Source organism: Aestuariivita sp., assembly GCF_049276915.1.
In the GTDB taxonomy this organism is placed as follows: Bacteria; Pseudomonadota; Alphaproteobacteria; order Rhodobacterales; family Rhodobacteraceae; genus Aestuariivita.
The window spans coordinates 49,119-65,813 of sequence record NZ_JBASXK010000076.1; the positions used below are offsets into that span (position 1 = coordinate 49,119).

18 protein-coding genes and 1 pseudogene are annotated in these 16,695 nt (G+C 61.8%); 10 read left to right on the forward strand and 9 right to left on the reverse strand.

Annotated elements, in window-relative coordinates; genetic code table 11:
- Positions 1 to 104 precede the first annotated feature (104 nt).
- Complete coding sequence (argH, locus tag WAO69_RS08090; RefSeq protein WP_422177855.1) at positions 105 to 1,496, reverse strand: argininosuccinate lyase; 1,392 nt, start codon at positions 1,494 to 1,496, stop codon at positions 105 to 107.
- A gap of 24 nt (positions 1,497 to 1,520) precedes the next feature.
- Between argH and WAO69_RS08095 the strand changes: the two genes are divergently transcribed.
- From WAO69_RS08095 to WAO69_RS08105, 3 genes are all read left to right on the forward strand, one after another.
- Positions 1,521 to 2,087 (forward strand): TlpA disulfide reductase family protein, encoded by a 567-nt coding sequence (locus tag WAO69_RS08095; protein WP_422177857.1) that lies wholly within the window; start codon positions 1,521 to 1,523, stop codon positions 2,085 to 2,087.
- Between the two features lie 93 nt (positions 2,088 to 2,180).
- On the forward strand, positions 2,181 to 2,567 hold the full coding sequence (locus tag WAO69_RS08100) for a hypothetical protein (RefSeq protein WP_422177859.1): 387 nt from the start codon (positions 2,181 to 2,183) through the stop codon (positions 2,565 to 2,567).
- 112 nt (positions 2,568 to 2,679) lie between these two features.
- Positions 2,680 to 3,396: an SGNH/GDSL hydrolase family protein gene (locus tag WAO69_RS08105; protein WP_422177861.1), complete on the forward strand. Its 717-nt coding sequence runs from the start codon at positions 2,680 to 2,682 to the stop codon at positions 3,394 to 3,396.
- On the opposite strand, the gene WAO69_RS08110 is transcribed toward WAO69_RS08105, so the two are convergent.
- On the reverse strand, positions 3,397 to 3,966 hold the full coding sequence (locus WAO69_RS08110; protein WP_422177863.1) for a DNA-3-methyladenine glycosylase I: 570 nt from the start codon (positions 3,964 to 3,966) through the stop codon (positions 3,397 to 3,399).
- A gap of 129 nt (positions 3,967 to 4,095) precedes the next feature.
- Here WAO69_RS08110 and WAO69_RS08115 point away from each other — a divergent pair.
- From WAO69_RS08115 to WAO69_RS08135, 5 genes and pseudogenes are all read left to right on the forward strand, one after another.
- Positions 4,096 to 4,934, forward strand: a pseudogene (locus WAO69_RS08115) (EAL domain-containing protein).
- Between the two features lie 165 nt (positions 4,935 to 5,099).
- Positions 5,100 to 6,275 (forward strand): acetyl-CoA C-acetyltransferase, encoded by a 1,176-nt coding sequence (locus WAO69_RS08120; protein ID WP_422177865.1) that lies wholly within the window; start codon positions 5,100 to 5,102, stop codon positions 6,273 to 6,275.
- 129 nt (positions 6,276 to 6,404) lie between these two features.
- Positions 6,405 to 7,127, forward strand: coding sequence for an acetoacetyl-CoA reductase (gene phbB / locus WAO69_RS08125; RefSeq protein WP_422177867.1), 723 nt, complete (start codon positions 6,405 to 6,407; stop codon positions 7,125 to 7,127).
- Positions 7,128 to 7,441: 314 nt separating this feature from the next.
- On the forward strand, positions 7,442 to 8,389 hold the full coding sequence (locus tag WAO69_RS08130; protein ID WP_422177869.1) for a transcriptional regulator GcvA: 948 nt from the start codon (positions 7,442 to 7,444) through the stop codon (positions 8,387 to 8,389).
- Positions 8,386 to 9,261, forward strand: coding sequence for a DMT family transporter (locus WAO69_RS08135; protein ID WP_422177871.1), 876 nt, complete (start codon positions 8,386 to 8,388; stop codon positions 9,259 to 9,261). Before WAO69_RS08130 ends, WAO69_RS08135 begins: the two co-directional genes overlap by 4 nt.
- Here WAO69_RS08135 and WAO69_RS08140 read toward each other — a convergent pair.
- From WAO69_RS08140 to WAO69_RS08150, 3 genes are all read right to left on the reverse strand, one after another.
- On the reverse strand, positions 9,255 to 9,419 hold the full coding sequence (locus tag WAO69_RS08140; RefSeq protein WP_422177873.1) for a YdcH family protein: 165 nt from the start codon (positions 9,417 to 9,419) through the stop codon (positions 9,255 to 9,257). The two genes, WAO69_RS08135 and WAO69_RS08140, sit on opposite strands and share 7 nt — an antisense overlap.
- Positions 9,420 to 9,531: 112 nt before the next feature.
- Positions 9,532 to 10,299 (reverse strand): tRNA1(Val) (adenine(37)-N6)-methyltransferase, encoded by a 768-nt coding sequence (locus WAO69_RS08145; protein WP_422177875.1) that lies wholly within the window; start codon positions 10,297 to 10,299, stop codon positions 9,532 to 9,534.
- On the reverse strand, positions 10,296 to 10,475 hold the full coding sequence (locus WAO69_RS08150) for a DUF2007 domain-containing protein (RefSeq protein WP_422177877.1): 180 nt from the start codon (positions 10,473 to 10,475) through the stop codon (positions 10,296 to 10,298). Before WAO69_RS08150 ends, WAO69_RS08145 begins: the two co-directional genes overlap by 4 nt.
- Here WAO69_RS08150 and WAO69_RS08155 point away from each other — a divergent pair.
- Positions 10,398 to 11,564, forward strand: a complete 1,167-nt coding sequence (locus tag WAO69_RS08155; protein WP_422177879.1) for a polyprenyl synthetase family protein — start codon at positions 10,398 to 10,400, stop codon at positions 11,562 to 11,564. The two genes, WAO69_RS08150 and WAO69_RS08155, sit on opposite strands and share 78 nt — an antisense overlap.
- A 19-nt stretch (positions 11,565 to 11,583) precedes the next feature.
- Here WAO69_RS08155 and WAO69_RS08160 read toward each other — a convergent pair whose 3' ends face one another.
- The 4 genes from WAO69_RS08160 to soxR all read right to left on the reverse strand — a co-directional run bounded on the left by WAO69_RS08160 (position 11,584) and on the right by soxR (position 16,467).
- The gene (locus WAO69_RS08160) at positions 11,584 to 12,399 is read right to left on the reverse strand and encodes a 4-(cytidine 5'-diphospho)-2-C-methyl-D-erythritol kinase (protein ID WP_422177881.1); all 816 of its coding nucleotides are present in this window, start codon (positions 12,397 to 12,399) and stop codon (positions 11,584 to 11,586) included.
- On the reverse strand, positions 12,386 to 14,104 hold the full coding sequence (locus WAO69_RS08165; RefSeq protein WP_422177883.1) for a tetratricopeptide repeat protein: 1,719 nt from the start codon (positions 14,102 to 14,104) through the stop codon (positions 12,386 to 12,388). The genes WAO69_RS08160 and WAO69_RS08165 overlap by 14 nt, the downstream gene beginning before the upstream one ends.
- Before the next feature lie 106 nt (positions 14,105 to 14,210).
- On the reverse strand, positions 14,211 to 15,860 hold the full coding sequence (locus WAO69_RS08170) for an electron transfer flavoprotein-ubiquinone oxidoreductase (RefSeq protein WP_422177885.1): 1,650 nt from the start codon (positions 15,858 to 15,860) through the stop codon (positions 14,211 to 14,213).
- A gap of 157 nt (positions 15,861 to 16,017) precedes the next feature.
- Positions 16,018 to 16,467: a redox-sensitive transcriptional activator SoxR gene (gene soxR / locus WAO69_RS08175; protein WP_422177887.1), complete on the reverse strand. Its 450-nt coding sequence runs from the start codon at positions 16,465 to 16,467 to the stop codon at positions 16,018 to 16,020.
- A gap of 86 nt (positions 16,468 to 16,553) precedes the next feature.
- On the opposite strand from soxR, the gene WAO69_RS08180 reads away from it, so the two are divergent.
- Positions 16,554 to 16,695: VOC family protein (locus WAO69_RS08180; RefSeq protein WP_422177895.1), on the forward strand; the 142-nt coding region annotated here is incomplete at its 3' end.

A 16,695-nucleotide genomic window follows, 5' to 3' on the forward strand; every position in this document is an offset into this window, starting at 1 on the left:
TTCAACACTGGATTGGGGCGCAGGTCCTGCACGATCATACGAGCCCCTGGCAGGCTCACAAGCCGCCAGCGTCGCCATGCAAAGCCCCGCGACAATCAGACGTGTCATCCCAAACCCTCTCTCCAACGGGCGATCTGGGCGCGCACCTGTACGGGTGCGGTGCCCCCGTAGGATGTGCGTGAGTTGACCGAGTTTTCAACGCCAAGCACATCGAACACATCATTTGTGATCTCGGCATGGACGGACTGCATCTGCGCAAGGCTCAGGTCGGGCAGGTCACAGCCGTTGGATTCCGCCAGCGCCACAAGGCTTCCGGTGACGTGATGGGCATCCCGGAACGGCATCCCCAAAACCCGCACCAGCCAGTCCGCCAGATCGGTCGCGGTCGAAAATCCCGCCCCGGCTGCGGCGGCAAGGCTGTCGCGGTTGGCGGTCATGTCCCTGACCATGCCTTCCATCGCCGCCAGCGCAAGCATCCAGTTGTCCGCTGCATCAAAGACCTGTTCCTTGTCTTCCTGCATATCCTTGGAATAGGCCAGCGGCAGCCCCTTCATCACCATCATCAACGCGGTATTCGCACCAAAGATGCGCCCGACCTTGGCGCGGATCAGCTCGGCCGCATCGGGGTTTTTCTTTTGCGGCATGATCGAGGAACCGGTCGAGAACCGATCCGACAGTGTCACAAAGCGGAACTGGGCCGAGGACCAGATCACCAGCTCTTCGGCAAAGCGGCTCAGATGCATGGCGCAGATCGAGGCGGTGCTCAGGAACTCCAGCGCGAAATCCCGGTCACTCACCGCATCCAGCGAATTGGCGGCGGGCCGGTCAAACCCCAGCGCGCTGGCCGTTGCCTCGCGGTCGATCGGAAAGGACGTTCCGGCAAGTGCCGCAGCCCCCAGCGGGCTTTCGTTCATCCGCACCCGTGCATCGCGCACCCGCGACAGATCACGGCCGAACATCTCGACATAGGCCATCATGTGATGGCCCCATGTCACGGGCTGTGCGGTTTGCAGATGCGTAAAGCCCGGCATGACCCATGCCGCCCCTGCCTCGGCCTGATCCAGCAGCGCGCGGATCAGTGCCAAAAGCCCCGCATCCGCCGCATCCAGCTGATCACGGACCCAGAGTTTGAAATCCGTCGCCACCTGATCATTGCGCGACCGCCCCGTGTGCAACCGGCCCGCAGGCTCGCCAATCACATCCTTCAGACGTGCTTCGACATTCATGTGAATATCTTCCAGGGCGGTGGAAAAGGTGAATGTGCCTGCCTGGATCTCTGACAAGACCGTGAGCAGCCCTTCCCGGATCGCCTCGGCATCGCTAGTACTGATGATGCCTTGCGCGGCGAGCATCGCGGCGTGGGCCCTTGAGCCTGCAATGTCCTGCGCTGCCATGCGTTGGTCGAACCCGATCGAGGCATTGATTGCCTCCATGATCGCGTCCGGACCTGCCGCAAACCGGCCGCCCCACATCTGGTTCGAGGAATTGTCGCTCATCTTGCCTGCCCTTTTGGAGGGATCATGAAAAAACTCTTTGCCGCGCTGCTCTACACCTCGCTTGCGCTTGGTGCAAACACTGCAGGTGCCGATATGTCCACAATCGAAGCCATGCGCGAAGGAGACATGAAGAAACTGGTTTTCCTCAGCGAACCCACGGCCGTGTCGGATGCGCCGTTCAACCTGGAAGACGACGCCGGCGAGGGCCGGCTCTCGGACTATCGCGGGAAATATGTCCTGCTGAATTTCTGGGCCACATGGTGCGCGCCCTGCCGCAAGGAAATGCCGATGCTGTCCGAGTTGCAGGATGAGTTCGGCGGCGAGACATTCGAGGTCGTGACCCTGGCCACGGGGCGCAACTCGCCGCAGGGAATCGTGAAGTTCTTTGCCGAGACCGGCATCACCAACCTGCCCCGCCATCAGGACCCCAAACAGAATGTCGCCCGAGAAATGGGCGTGTTCGGCCTGCCGATCACCGTCATCATCGACCCGGACGGCAACGAAATCGCGCGGCTGCGCGGTGACGCAGATTGGGCCAGCGACAATGCCAAGGCGATCATCGCGGCGATCCTTGCACAGCCCAGGGGCTGACGCGGCACGGACCGCAGGACGCAGCTCTGACGCGACGCGCTCTTTGACAGGCTTGCCCTGTTGCGCTTGACTGCGCTGACACAAGGAGGGCGCATGCCGCTGGAAATCCTGCTCATAGTGGTGATCGGAGGAGTCGCGGGCATCGTTTTTCTGACCTGGATCGCGGGTCTGGCCAAACCGCGCCAGCTTGATGAAGACGATGCACGCACCCAATGGGCGCGCCACTTTCCCGATGACATGGTGCGCTCTGTCTGGATCACCCATGACAGCCGCGCCGCCCTTGTGATGACCCAGGATGGCCCGGGCCTGCTCTGGGTCACCGGCGCGGATACCACCGCGCGTCACCTGCTGGATTTCGACCTGATCGACGAAGCACACGGGCTGACCATAACGTTCCACGACTACACCGCACCCAGTGTCCACCTTCATCTGGACAGCGATGAACGGCTGGTCTGGCAAAAGCTGATCTATCCGCAATGACCGCACATGGCCCTGCGCAGATGGCGCTTGCCCTCCTGATCGACCGCGCAGGAATCGTGAGAGGGCGCGACAGCGACCACCATCCCGAAGATCACAGGACAACCGCCTCGCGATGAACCACTATCTGATCGACATACCCGCGCGGATCGGCCTGTTTCCCCTTCTGATCGTCCAGGCGCTTCAGGTGCGCCGACGCGCGCTCAAACTGCCCGAAGCGGCAGGACCACGATTCGGAGAGGACGGAACCGGGTCCGAGCTGAAACTGCTGATTCTGGGAGACAGCTCGGCTGCGGGTGTCGGCGTCGCGCATCAGGATCAGGCGCTCAGCGGCCAGCTTGTCCGACGTCTTGGCCAGAACCATCGCGTTACCTGGCGGCTCGAAGCCCGAACCGGTGCCACGACCAGGGACGCGCTGACCCGACTGGATCGGCTTGGGCCCGAGCGGTTCGACATCGCCGTTGTCGCCCTGGGGGTGAATGACGTGACCCGCGCCGTGCCCCTCAGGGTGTGGCTTGCGCAACAAGAACGCCTGATCCTGCGCCTGCAGCAGTCGTTCGCAGTGCGTCATATCTGCCTGTCCGGCCTGCCGCCCATGGGTGAGTTTCCGCTCCTGCCCCACCCGCTGCGCTGGGTGTTGGGACGCCAAGCGCGCCGCTTAGATACCCATCTGCGCAGTTTGGCCGACAGCTATCCGGCGGTCTCGGTCACATCCTTGGCGTTCGACCTCAGTGTCGATCACATGGCCGAGGACGGGTTTCATCCCGGTCCCGAAGTCTATGCCGCCTGGGCAGATATGCTGATGGGTCAGATCGGGGATTTCACGCCCTGATCAACGTGCAAGCGCGGCCACCCGGTCATGACAGGGACAGCCCACCAGATGGTCATTGATCAGACCGGTCGCCTGCATGAATGCATAAACGATCGTCGGCCCGCAAAACCGAAAGCCCGCCTTTTTCAGATCCTTGGAAATCTGTGTCGACAGTGGCGTGAAGGCCGGCACATCCTCCAGCCTGTGCCAGGTGTTTCGCAGCGGCTTGCCACCGACATAGTCCCATAGAAAGCGGTCGAACCCCCTGTCGGCCTCGATCCGCTGCCAGGCCTGTGCATTCCCGATGGTCGCCTCGATCTTGCCGCGATGGCGAATGATGCCGGGATCGCCAAGCAGACGCAGAACATCCGCCTCGCCCCATCCTGCAATCACATCCGGGTCGAACCCGGCAAAGGCGGCGCGGAAATTATCCCGCTTTTTCAGGATGGTGATCCAGCTCAGACCGGCCTGAAACCCATCCAGGATCAGCTTTTCCCACAAAGCGCGGCTGTCATATTCCGGCACCCCCCATTCGGTGTCGTGATACTCCAGATAAATCGGCTCCGGACCGGCCCAGCCGCAACGTTCCATGCGCACCCTCCTGCTGTTGGCCAGACTTTTCCAGCTTTTGGCTGAAATGGGAACCACCGCCGGCATTAAGCAGATGTTAGCAGAGCATGCGCCATTCTGCGCGGGGGATGAAACGCAAGGGGGCAGCCGATGCCGATCAGAAAAACCCGGTTCGCCGATCTGCCTGACGGGGCCGACAGCCCGCTGAACATGGCCGTCAAGCTGCGCGACCGGGATGTGCTGGGCAACGTGCGCCGCGCGCTTGAGGCGGATGAGGTGCTGTTGGCCTTTCAGCCGGTAATGCAGGCGCGCGCACCCGGTCAGGTGGCATTCTATGAGGGGTTGATTCGCGTGCTTGACGCCACCGGCCGCGTCATTCCCGCCCGTGAATTCATCGGGCAGGCCGAAGAAAGCGAACTGGGCCGGATGCTGGACTGTAAGGCGCTCAAACTCGGGCTCAAGGCGCTAAGGCGCATCCCAAACTGCGGCTCTCGATCAACATGTCCGCCCGCTCGATCGGCTATAACCGCTGGCGCCAGATCCTGGGGCGGTTTCTCAAACAGGATGTCACCCTGGGCGAACGGCTGATCCTTGAGATCAGCGAAACATCCGCAATGACCGTGCCCGAGATCGTGACCGGTTTCATGGCCGAGTTGCAATCCAACGGCATTTGCTTTGCCCTGGATGACTTTGGGTCGGGCATGACATCCATTCGCTATCTCAAGGATTTCTATTTCGACATGGTCAAGGTGGACGGCCAGTTCATCAATGGCATCCACGCCGATCCCGACAAACAGGTGGTCACGGCGGCACTGATCTCGGTTGCCCGCCAGTTCGACATGTTCGTCATCGCCGAGAATGTCGAAACCAAGGCGGATGCCGATTTCCTGATCTCATCGGGGGCGGATTGCCTTCAGGGCTATCTCTATGGCGCGCCCACCGTGCGACCGCCCTGGCTGCCGCAACCCAAACCCGGCCTGTTCGGATAAACAACCCGGATGCCACATCCTGCCTGAGACACCCTGACTGTTGCCGCTCCGGCACTCAGGCGTTATCAGCAACCTGAAGGCGGGGATCAGGGGTGCGCGCCAATTCGACTGGTTTTCGTACCCCGGAGCGGTCCCGTCGCACACAGGACCTAGAGGACAGGATACATGACCAATGTCGTAATCGCATCCGCCGCCCGCACCGGCGTCGGCAGCTTCGGCGGATCTTTCGCCAACACCCCCGCCCATGATCTGGGAGCAGCCGTGCTCGAGGCCATCGTAGAACGCGCAGGCATCGAAAAAGGCGAAGTCTCCGAGACCATCCTCGGTCAGGTTCTGACCGCCGCACAGGGCCAGAACCCCGCCCGCCAGGCCCATATCAACGCAGGCCTGCCCAAGGAAAGCGCCGCCTGGAGCATCAACCAGGTCTGCGGCTCGGGCCTGCGCGCCGTGGCGCTGGCCGCCCAGCATATCCAACTGGGTGATGCTGAGATCGTCGCAGCCGGCGGTCAGGAGAACATGACAATGTCTCCCCATGCCGCGAACCTGCGCGCTGGTCACAAGATGGGTGACATGTCCTATATCGATACGATGATCCGCGATGGTCTGTGGGATGCCTTCAACGGCTATCACATGGGTCAGACCGCCGAAAACGTGGCCGATCAGTGGCAGATCACCCGGGACATGCAGGATGAATTCGCCGTCGGCTCGCAAAACAAGGCCGAAGCGGCTCAGAAGGCCGGCAAATTCGCGGATGAAATCATCCCATTCACCATCAAGACCCGCAAGGGCGACATCGTGATGGATGCCGACGAATACATCCGCCACGGGGCGACCATGGAAGCGATGCAGAAACTGCGCCCCGCCTTCACCCGGGACGGTTCGGTCACGGCCGCGAATGCCTCTGGCCTGAACGACGGTGCCGCCGGCATGTTGCTGATGAGCGCGGCGAATGCCGAAAAGCGCGGGATCGAGCCTTTGGCCCGTATCGCCTCCTATGCCACAGCCGGTCTGGACCCGTCGATCATGGGCGTCGGCCCGATCTATGCCTCGCGCAAGGCATTGGAAAAAGCCGGCTGGAAGGTTGAAGACCTTGACCTGGTGGAAGCCAACGAAGCCTTTGCCGCACAGGCCTGCGCCGTGAACAAGGACATGGGCTGGGATCCGGCGATTGTGAACGTCAACGGCGGTGCCATCGCCATCGGCCACCCGATCGGTGCATCTGGCGCGCGGGTTCTCAACACCCTGCTGTTCGAAATGAAGCGCCGCGACGCCAAGAAAGGCCTTGCAACGCTGTGCATCGGCGGCGGCATGGGCGTGGCGCTCTGCGTCGAACGCGACTGATCCGGCCGGGCGGGGGGCCAAGGCGCTCCGCCCCACCCAACTTAATCCCACATCCGTCACGAAATATTATTGCGCCGAAACTTCCCCCGGCGTAACAACGTTACTGAATGAATTTTGGAGGAGCCCAATATGGCCCGTGTAGCACTTGTCACCGGCGGCAGCCGGGGTATCGGCGAAGCCATCTCGAAAAAACTGAAATCCGAAGGCTATGAGGTCGCCGCGACCTATGCCGGCAATGATGAGGCCGCGGCCAAGTTCACCGCAGAAACCGGCATCAAGACCTATAAATGGAACGTCGCCGACTATGACAGTTCCAAGGCGGGTATTGCACAGGTCGAGGCCGATCTTGGCCCGATCGACGTGGTTGTCGCCAATGCGGGCATCACCCGCGACGCGCCCTTCCACAAAATGACACCCGAGATGTGGCATGAGGTGATCGACACCAATCTCACCGGCGTGTTCAACACCGTACACCCGATCTGGCCCGGCATGCGCGAACGCAAATTCGGCCGCATCATCGTGATCAGTTCGATCAACGGCCAAAAGGGTCAGTTCGCCCAGGTCAATTACGCAGCGACCAAAGCCGGCGATCTGGGCATCATCAAGTCGCTGGCCCAGGAAGGCGCACGTGCAGGCATCACCGCCAACGCCATCTGCCCGGGCTATATCGCGACCGAAATGGTCATGGCGATCCCGGAAAAGGTCCGCGAATCGATCATCGCAGGTATCCCCGCGGGTCGTCTGGGCGAACCGGAAGAAATCGCGCGCTGCGTCGCCTTCCTGGCGTCGGACGATGCCGGTTTCATCAACGGCTCGACCATCTCGGCGAACGGCGCTCAGTTCTTCGTGTAAGCATGTCTTGACCATGGCAAAGGGCCGGACCTCATGTGGGATCCGGCCCTTTCCTGTTTCACCCGGCCTTCTGATGGCTCCCCTCAGCGCAAGGTTTTCGACGGGAAAAGCCAGGCGAATGCGCCTTTAATTGCGCGGGCGCGCTCTTGATGGGCAGCCTCAAAGGCACGGCGGGACGTGGAAAGTGTTGTCGCTTCGAACATGGTGAATATCCTGTTATCTGGTGTTTGTGATCCTGCATCCAACATCGTCTTTTCACCGCCTCCCGACAAACGAGACTTTTCAATGCCTCAGTTTAGTTTTACTTAACTGGCATGACGGATCGCCTTCCCCCTCTGACCGCATTGCGCGCCTTTGATGCCGCCGCCCGGCACATGTCCTTTTCCCGCGCCGCGGACGAGCTGAACGTGACCCCTGCCGCGCTGTCCTTTCAGATCAAATCCCTGGAAGAGCATCTGGGCCAGCCCCTGTTCCGCCGCCTCAATCGCGCGGTCGAACTGACCGAAGCGGGGCGCGCCCTGGCCCCCGGGGTCGAGGATGCGTTTCAGACATTGACCGCCTCATGGCGCGCCGCGCGCCGGCTTCAGGACAACACCACCCTGAACGTGACCGCCGGCCCCGCATTCACGGCAAAATGGCTGGCCCCCCGGCTGTATGAATTTGCCCAGGCACATCCCGAGATCGACCTCAGGTTCATCGCCAGCCTGCGTGTGATGGACTTTACCCGTGACGAGATCGACGTGGCGATTCGATTTGGCTATGGCCCGGATACCGATCTCTACTCCATACCGCTGGCCAATGAATGGGTGACCCCTGTGATGACACCTGACATGGCCAGACGCTTTCCAACCCCCCAAAGCCTTGTGTCGGCACCCCTGGTCTTTGACGATTCGACCAGCTTTCTGGATCCGCCCTGCGACTGGCCCGCGTGGTTCCGCGCCGTGGGCATGACATTCCAACCTCAACACGGCCCCCGGTTTTCCCAGGCCGATCACGCAGTGGACGCGGCCCTTGCCGGTGTCGGCATCGTGCTGGGCCGCCGCGCCCTGGTGGTCAAGGATATCCATGAAGGTCGCCTTGTCGCCCCCTATGGCGTGGCCCTGTCCACCAAGGCCCAATTCCGGTTCATTTGCCCGAAAGGGGCCGAGGAACGCCCCCATATCAAAGCCCTGCGCGACTGGATTCTGGAAGAGATCGAGAAAACCGCCTCGGTCTCCGAGGCCCTGACGATCATCCCCGCAGAAGAGGTCGCCCCGGCATGACGCGTTCCAGCGCTACGGTCATCGGTTTCGGGGCAGTTCTGCTCTGGTCGCTTCTGGCTCTGTTCACCGTCGGCTCGGCACCCACGCCGCCGCTGTTGCTGAATGCGATCTGCTTTTCCATCGGCGGCGCGCTTGGGCTGATCTGGACCCTGGCCAATGGCGGTCTGGGACAGCTGCGACAGGTTCCGCTTGGAATCTATGCCTTCGGAACGCTGGGCCTGTTTGGCTATCACGCGCTTTATTTTTCCGCCCTGCGTCTGGCTCCGGCTGCCGAGGCCGGGCTGATCGCCTATCTCTGGCCGTTGCTGATCGTGCTGTTTTCCGGCCTGCTGCCCGGGGAACGGTTGCGGCGGGGTCATCTGATCGGTGCCGGCTTCGGCTTTGTCGGGGCCGCCCTGATCATCTCGGGCGCGGGCTCGGGTTTTCAGACGCAATACCTTGCCGGATACGGGCTGGCCCTTCTGTGCGCGCTGACATGGTCGGGCTATTCCGTCATGTCGCGCCGCTTTGGCTCCGCGCCGACGGCCAGTGTGGCGGTGTTCTGCATCGCAACTGCCGTCCTGTCGGCCGGTTTGCATCTGGCGCTTGAAGACACTGTCTGGCCCGAGGGACGCCTCGGCTGGATCGCCACGATCGGGCTTGGCCTTGGGCCTGTGGGTCTGGCCTTTTACATTTGGGACATCGGGGTCAAACGGGGTGATATTCAGCTCTTGGGAACCAGCTCATACGCTGCCCCGCTGCTGTCGACCCTCATTCTTGTGGGTGCAGGAATCGCCTCGCCCAGTTGGACACTGGCGCTGTCTGCCGTCCTGATCACCGGCGGCGCAGCGATTGCCGCGCGCGCCAGCCTGTCTGACAACCTGTCTCAGTGAGACAGGCGTTCAATCTCTTCCTTGAGTTTGAGCTTTTGCTTCTTGAGCGCGGCTATGTGCAGTCCGTCAACACCGGGGGCGCGCTGCGCCTTTTCGACCTGTTCTTCGAGGATGTGGTGTTTCTTCTTCAGTTCCGACAGATGCGAGCTCAGGCTCATGGGCAATCCTCCTCTGAATGCGTTGCAGTTCAAGTGGATCACACTTGCTGCATTCTGTCACGCCGCAAGCGCAGCATGTGGATAACCAAAGGTAAAGATCAAAGGGCCGTGATCATTTCCGCGACGCCGAAGGCCAGTCCAGCGGCGCGGCATCGCGCAAGATTTTCGACACCTCGGCCCGATAGCTTTCGCCGTCACGTTCATGATGCGCGCCCTCATGCAGCACCAGCGGCGCATGCAGGCGAAAGGCCGCCCGCCCGGTTTTGCGCGCGCGCAATATGATCAGATGCGCATCGCGCCCCGCCCGCGCGGTGACCGGCAGCAGTTCCAGACTGGACAAGCGGCCCCGCACAGCGCTCAAAAGATCCGGCAACCGCTCGGCCCTCAGGATCACATGCAAGCATCCTTTCGGTGCCAGCCGCCGCGCAGCCACATCGATCCAGACCTCCAGAGGCGTATCCTCGCTCAAGGCCGCCTCTCGCCCGGAATCCACCGCGGCCTGGCGGGATTGGCGCTGATAATAAGGCGGATTGGCGATCACATGATCAAAGCTTGCCTGTTTCACGGCATCCGGCAAATGCCCCAGATCGGCCTCGAAGACCTCCATCCGAGCCTGCGCCTCATGGGCATTGCGCCGGGCCAGATCGGCATATTGCGCCTGCCGCTCTACCCCGGTCAGGCGCAGCCCGGAGATGCGCGCATGCAGACACAGCGCCGCGGCACCTGCGCCGCATCCCAGGTCCAGCAGGCTCTGCCCCGGCTGCGCCGGAACGCAGGCCGCCAACAGCACCGGATCCACCCCCGCGCGATAGCCCCGGCCGGGTTGCCAAAGATGCAACCGCCCGCCCAGAAAGGCATCGCGCGTCAGCTCATCGCTCACTGGCCCAGATCAATCTCATTGTCGCGCATGACCCGCACAGCCCGGTCATATTCATCCGCCCGCACCATCATCCGCTGCGGCAATGCACCTATGCCGCCATGCAGCAAGCTCATGTTTACGTCCAATGCAAAGCAGGCTATACCCTCGCCCTCAAGAAGGGCGCTGGCAAAGGCCATCACGGTTGGATCGGTGCTGCGCAAAAGTTCCTTCATGTGGTCGATCTAAGGATTACGCAGGTGGTTGTCGAGCCTGCTGGCAGGAGTGTGATGGACATCGCCGTATCACAAAAGCCGCATGAGCGGCTGGCAGACAGCTTGACCGAAGAAATGGCCGCGGTGAACAGCCTCATCCGCGAGAGGATGGCGTCAGAACATGCCCCCCGCATTCCCGAGGTGACCGCGCATCTGGTCGAAGCAGGCGGCAAACGCCTGCGCCCCATGCTGACGCTGGCCTCGGCCGTGATGTGCGGCTATCCCGGCCCCTATCACGTGCATCTGGCCGCAACGGTCGAATTCATTCATACCGCCACGCTGCTGCATGACGATGTGGTCGATGAAAGCAAACAGCGGCGCGGACGGCCCACGGCAAACCTGCTCTGGGACAACCAGTCCAGCGTGCTTGTTGGCGATTACCTCTTTGCCCGGTCCTTCCAGTTGATGACCGAGACCGGCAGCCTGCGGGTGCTGAACATCCTGTCCAACGCAGCCGCCACCATTGCCGAAGGCGAGGTTCTGCAACTCACCGCCGCGCAGAATCTGGCCACGGATGAGGCGATCTATCTCAAGGTCGTGCGCGGCAAGACCGCGGCCCTGTTCTCGGCCGCAACCGAAGTCGGAGGCGTGATCGCAGGCGCGGACGAACCCCTTGTTCGGGCGCTGTTCGATTACGGCGATGCGCTGGGGATCGCCTTTCAGATCGCCGATGATCTTCTGGATTACCAGGGGGACAGCGCGGCAACCGGCAAGAATATCGGGGATGATTTCCGCGAAAGGAAACTGACCCTGCCCGTGATCAAGGCCGTGGCCCAGGCCACCCCTGACGAGCGCGCCTTCTGGGAACGCACCATCGAGAAAGGCAAACAGGGCGACGGCGATCTTGAAGAAGCGCTGCGCCTCATGGCCAAATACGGCACGCTGGCTGCAACCCGCGATGACGCAAACGCCTGGACGCAAAAGGCGCGCGAGGCGATCCTGCAGCTCCCCCCGCATCCGATCCGCGACATGCTGCATGATCTGGCGGATTATGTGGTCGAACGGCTGAATTGATCCGCCCGGCGGCCACTATTCACCCGCGCGCGGCACCGGCACTCTGACAGGCGCGCACCCACCACTGCGGATGGGCCTGCGCGATGCGCATCGCTGCCGCCTGCGCTGCCTGCCGGTCCGGGAACACGCCGAAACACGTGGCCCCTGACCCGGACATGCGCACCAGGTCCGCCCCCTCCAGCGCCTGCAAGGCCGTGGCGATCTGCGGCGCGCAGGACAGCGCCGGAGCCTGCAGATCGTTGCGCTGCGCCGCCAGCCATTCAACGAACCCGGCGCGGTCCTCGAAGACAGGCATATCGTCCATCTGCGCGTTGACCTTCTGCGCCAATGCGGTGAACACCCGCGGTGTCGGCACATGGTCACCGGGATTGACCAGCACCAGATCCAGCCGGGGCACTGTGGGGGCGACATTCACGATCTCACCAATCCCCTGCATCCGCTGAGGCGCGCCGGACAGGCACACCGGCACATCCGCGCCCAGGTCCAATGCCGCCGAAACCGGCCCCGCCAGATCGCGCAGAACAGCCGCCGCATCCGACGATCCTCCGCCGATACCGGCCCCATGCGGCAGGTTCTTTTCCAGATGGATATGACCGGTCCAGCCGCAGGCCTGCGCCGCACGCCAGACCAGATTGCGCGCATCCCCGGGCACCCCCAAGGCAAAAGGCCCCGTCACCTCAAGCTGCATCTCGGGACCGGGGCGATACCACAACCGGTCACCGACATCCGCAAACACCACCAGGCTGTCCAGCAGATGATAACCGTCAGGCCGTTGGCCCGTCACATGCAGCGTCAGATTGAGCTTGGCCGGGGCAAACCCCTCAGCTGTCGTCATTCGCGACCTTCAACGGGGGGGCACCTTCATCAGACAGAACCTGATCCAACCCGACATCCAGCTTCCTGCGGATACGCTCCGGATCGGCTTCGCTATCGGTGTCCTGCGGATCGATAAAGCTCAGGGCGCGTTTCCACTGGAACTCGGCTTCGCGATAACGTCCCACGGCCCAATAGACATCCCCCAGATGATCATTGACCACGGGATCCACCGGCATCAGTTCCACCGCACGTTCCATATGACCCACCGCTTCGTCATAGCGGCCCAGCCGGTACAGCACCCAACCAAGGCTATCCACGATATACCCGCTGTCCGGGCGCGCGGCGACCGCCCGCTCGATCATTTCCAGCGCCTCTTCAAGGTTGATCTTCTTTTCAACCATCGAATAGCCCAGATAGTTCAGCACCTGGGGCTGGTCGGGACGAATGGCCAGAGAGGCACGGAAATCGGCTTCGGCTTCGGGCCAGTTGCCCAGGCGTTCATGGCTGATGCCGCGCACATAATGCAGGAACCATTCGGTGCGCGCACCCTCTTCGGTCAGGTCCAGCGCACGGTCATAGGCCTCGACCGCGGCTGCGAAATTGTCCTGCTGGCGCTGCAGATCGCCCAGCGCCGTATGTACCGACGCCAGCTCCGGGTAATCAATCGCAAGCTGCTCCAGCACTTCGATGGCCGCATCGGTCTTGCCCGACCGGCTCAGAGCATCCGCCCGGCCCTGTTCCGCCGCAAAAAAGTCCGGCGACGTGGATGGCACGCGCTTGAAGGCTTGGATCGCCTGCTCATACTGGCCCATCTCTTCCAGAAGCTGCGCATTCATCAGGGCCACATCAATATGCTCAGGGCGCAGGAACTCGGCCATGCGGCCGTAAATCAGCGTGTATTCATCATTGGCTTCGCTGTTCAGAGCGGCCGCAATCGAATAGAACACCTCGGCCATGCCATCGCGTACCGAGGTGACATGGCTGAAGGCCAAGGTCTCGCCCGCGGCAAGCCGATCCGCCTGACTGGTCAGCCCGGGATCGAACCCCCCGGCAAAGGTATCCGCCAGAAGGCTGAGCGCATCGGGATTGCGCCCAAGTTGCGACAGGATTTCCGCCCGCGCCATCGCCCCGCGCCGGGTCATCATCACCCCGCCCATGGTGTCATCGGCAAAGATCGCCTCGGCACCTTCGAAATCTCCCACCATCGCAAGCGCCATGGCCTTGTGATAATAGGCAAAGCCACGCAGCCCGTTCTGTTCAGCCACCGCATCGAACGCCTCAAGGGACTGGCTGACCGATCCGGCACCCAGATGGGCCCAGGCCTTGATCAGACCATCCACCAGCGGACCGATACCCAATGTCTCGACATCCCGCGCCAGAATCTCGGCATAGGCGTCCTGATCCGCCAACCCGGCCAGCACAACCATATGTGCAACCTGACTGCGCAGCCCTTTTTCCTCGATCGCGATCGCCACGGGCATGGCGCGGCCGAACTGACCCGTGGCCAGATAGGACAGCACCGTATCTTCCATCAGCTCGGCATTGCCCGGATCCAGCAAGAGGGCCCGTGACAGGAAACCGGCGGCAGCCTCGAAATCGCTGTTCTGGAGCGCGTTGCGGCCCGCCAGATAGGACCCCGACTTGGACCCGGCAGATGCCATGGGCACCCCAAGGGCCAATCCGGACACGAGACCTGCCAGAATAATCCTGCGAAAACCGTTCATACCAAACCCTGTCCAGCCATGTTCCCTCATGTTCAAAGCTAGGCCGACAAACCAACAGGTGCAATGGCGGCGAGGGCTTTCAGCCAACAGATAAGCAGTGATTTGATCACATATTGGGATAGTTCGGTCCGTCACCGCCCTGTGGCACCGTCCAGTTGATGTTCTGGCTGGGGTCCTTGATGTCACAGGTCTTGCAATGCACGCAGTTCTGGAAGTTGATGACAAAGCGCGTGTCCTTGCCCTCTTCCTCGACGAACTCATACACACCCGCCGGACAATAGCGCGCCGAAGGGCCTGCGAATTTGGGCAGGTTCACATTCACCGGCACGCTGGCATCCTTGAGATGCAGATGCGCGGGCTGGCTTTCCTCGTGATTGGTCATCGAGAACGAGACATTCGTCAGACGATCAAAACTCAGCTTCCCATCGGGTTTGGGATAGACGATCTCTTTGTGCTTTGAGGCTTCCTCGGTCGCTGCCGCATCCGTTTTGCCGTGGCCCAAAGTGCCGAAGAACGAAAAGCCCATCGTGTTGGTCCACATATCCAGACCACCGCCCACCAGCGAGGCCAGCAAGCCGTGCCTGGACCACAGCGGTTTGACATTGCGCACTTTCTTGAGGTCCTTGCCAATGGCACCCTCCCGCACTTCGGTCTCATAGGCGGTCAGCTCATCGCTGGCGCGACCGGCCTTGATCGCGTCCACAGCGGCCTCGGCTGCCGCTTTGCCCGACAGCATCGCATTGTGGTTGCCCTTGATGCGCGGCACGTTGACCATGCCCACCGAACAGCCCAGCAAGGCGACACCGGGTGCCACCATCTTGGGCATCGACTGGTAACCGCCTTCGGAAATCGCGCGCGCGCCATAGGCGATGCGCTTGCCCCCTTTCAGCAGCTCGGCAACCATCGGATGATGCTTGAAGCGCTGGAATTCCATGTAGGGGAACAGATACGGGTTCTTGTAGTTCAGGTGCACCACGAACCCGACATAGACCTGGTTGTTGTCCAGATGATAGATGAACGACCCGCCGCCGGCTTCCTTGCCCAGGGGCCAGCCCATCGTATGGGTCACGGTGCCCATCCGGTGCTTGGCCGGATCGATCTCCCAGATCTCTTTCATGCCCAGACCGAATTTCTGCGGCTCATGACCTTTGGACAGGTCGTATTTCGCCATCACTTCCTTGGCCAGCGATCCGCGCACGCCTTCGGACAGGAACACGTATTTGCCATGCAGTTCCATCCCCGGCTCGGTGTTCTCACCAACAGAGCCATCCGCCTCCAGCCCGAAGACACCGGCCACGACGCCTTTGACCTCGCCATTGTCGCCATAGACAAGTTCGGAGCAGGACATGCCCGGGAAAATCTCGACGCCCAGTTCTTCGGCCTGCTCCGCCATCCAGCGGCAGACATTGCCCATCGACACGATGTAATTGCCGTGGTTGTTCATCAAGGGCGGCATCGGCCAGTTGGGGATACGGATCTGCCCCGCCTCACCCAGCATGTAGAAATTGTCTTCCTTGACGGGCACGGTGATCGGCGCACCGCGATCGCGCCAATCGGGCATCAGCGCATCCAGACCACAGGTATCCAGAACCGCACCCGACAGGATATGCGCGCCCACTTCCGAGCCCTTCTCCAGCACCACGACACTCAGATCCGCGTCCAGCTGTTTCAGACGGATCGCCGCCGACAGACCCGCAGGCCCCGCCCCGACGATCACAACGTCATATTCCATCGCTTCGCGTTCAATCTCGGCCATTGTGGCGCTCCCTGCTGTATGCTCCCCGTCGCACAAGGGATCTTGCGCGAAACAATCCGTCGCGGCTGAATATCGGCTGCGGTCGGGATAGGTCAATCAGAACACGCCAAATTGCCGCGATTTTCCGTCACGTTCTGCCCGTTTAAGCGGCAAACCCTCAACTGTCGGGCCGGTCCCCCATAAGATAGCGCGGACCGGTTCCCTTGCTGCGCGCAACATCGCCGGGATTATACAGGCTGCATGTGTCCAGGCTCAGACAACCACAGCCGATACACCCGTCCAGATTGTCCCGCAGCTGCGTCAGCGTGGCGATGCGCCGGTCCAGATGATCGCGAAACGACAGGCTGATTTCTGCCCAATCCGCGGCACTTGGCGTACGCCCCCCGGGCAACCGGTCAAGCTCGGCCCGGATCTGCGGCAGGGTAAAGCCGAATTGCTGCGCGATGATCACGAAACTCAGACGCCGGATATCGGCGCGATGAAACCTCCGTTGCCCCCCGGCATTGCGCCAGGGATGTACCAGCCCCTGATCCTCGTAATACCGGATGGCGGACACGGCCAGCCCGGTCCGATCCGCCAACGCCCCGATCGACAACCCCGCAGACATCGAAAAAATTCCTTGACCTCAAGTTAGCTTGAGCAATTACCGTGATGCGCAATCGATCAAAAGGCAAGACAGAAAGGGATTTTGACATGCCCACAACGCTGGAACATACCAATTACACCGTCGCCGACCCCGACAAGACCGCCGCCTGGATGTGCGATGTCTTTGGCTGGCATATCCGCTGGGCGGGCGACTCGATTCACAAGGGGCGCAGCGTGCATGTGGGCGATG